The following is a 1,428-nucleotide window of genomic DNA, read 5'->3' on the forward strand; positions in this document are numbered from 1 at the left end:
TATTATTAAAGCTATTGGGATAGAAGAAATAATTTCTGGAAGGAACGTGAAAAATTATGGATGGAAACATTTTTATAATACAGGCGAATTAGAATCAGAAGGGAGGTATTCTTTAAATAAGAAAAGAGGTATTTGGAAATGTTATTATAAGAACGGAAAACTTAAAGAAATTGGAGCTTATGAAGATAGTCTAAAAGTAGGCATGTGGAAACATTATCATGATAACGGGAAATTAAAAGAAAAAGGTATTTATATATATATAAAAAATGGAGTATCTGGTATAGCTTCTAAAAACTTTAGTTCAAAATATTATTTAACCCAAAAACGTGGAATATGGGAGTATTATGATACTGACGGTAAATTAAAAAACACAAAAATATTCGCAACTAGAGAAAAATTCTATGATAGTATATTTGTCAGTATGGGTTATAGTAAGGAATATGCAATTGATAAGCGTAAGGAAACGATAAATAGGGAGGATAAATATTATAGTGACTACAACAAAGCATCGCTAACTACAAAAAAATAATATAAAAAGAGTCATTTGTAACCCAAATGACTCTTTTTGAACTGCAGGAAAATTAAAACAAATGAAGCCTAAAATCACTTTACTATTTCTCTTATTTGTTATTCTTTGCGTCAGCACCTCGTGCCAGACAGAAGTCTTAGGGAAATATTACAATATCGAAGATGACAAAGCCCTGCATTATGTAGATTTTAAAGCAGATGGAACTTTTTTTCATTATTACAAAAAAGACACTATAGAACGCTGTCATTCAGGTGAATGGACTCGAGAAGACAACAAAATACATATTTTTAACTGGGAAGAATACAGCTACGAATATCTAAAGATTATATCAGGAATGGGCAAGGTCGAATTTGGAACTATTCTCGGCAATCAAATTTTTTGGATAAGAGGTCCGTTTTTAAATAATACTCCTGATGGAAGTAGTCCAGGAAGTTACATAAAAGAAGAAGATGTAGAGAAGGTAAGGAGTGAAAGCAAGGAAGAAGAAGAACGCTGGCAGAAATATCTAAAAGATAAAGACACTTTTTATTTTCCAAACACAAAAATTATTAGAGCTATTGGGATAGAAAAAATAACTTCTGGAGAGAACGAGAAAAATTATGGATGGAAACATTTTTATGAGACAGGCGAATTAGAATCAGAAGGCAAGTATTCATTAAATTGGAAAAGAGGTATTTGGAAATATTATTATAAGAATGGGCAATTAAAAGAATTAGGTACATTTCAGGATAGTTTAAAAGTAGGTACTTGGGAATATTATCATGATAATGGAAAATTAAAAGAAAAAGGGATATATATATATGTAAAAAATGGAGCATCTGGTACAGTTTCTGAAAATAAAAGCTCTAAATATTATTTTACGAAAAAGAGAGGAGATTGGAAAATTTATGATACTAATG

2 pseudogenes are annotated in these 1,428 nt (G+C 30.0%); both read left to right on the plus strand.

Annotated elements, in window-relative coordinates:
• Positions 1-529: pseudogene (locus tag LPB87_RS20550) on the plus strand (hypothetical protein); the annotation flags it as partial.
• 61 nt (positions 530-590) lie between these two features.
• A pseudogene (locus LPB87_RS20555) lies at positions 591-1,428 on the plus strand (hypothetical protein); the annotation flags it as partial.

Source organism: Flavobacterium sp. EDS, assembly GCF_020991525.1.
GTDB lineage: Bacteria > Bacteroidota > Bacteroidia > Flavobacteriales > Flavobacteriaceae > Flavobacterium.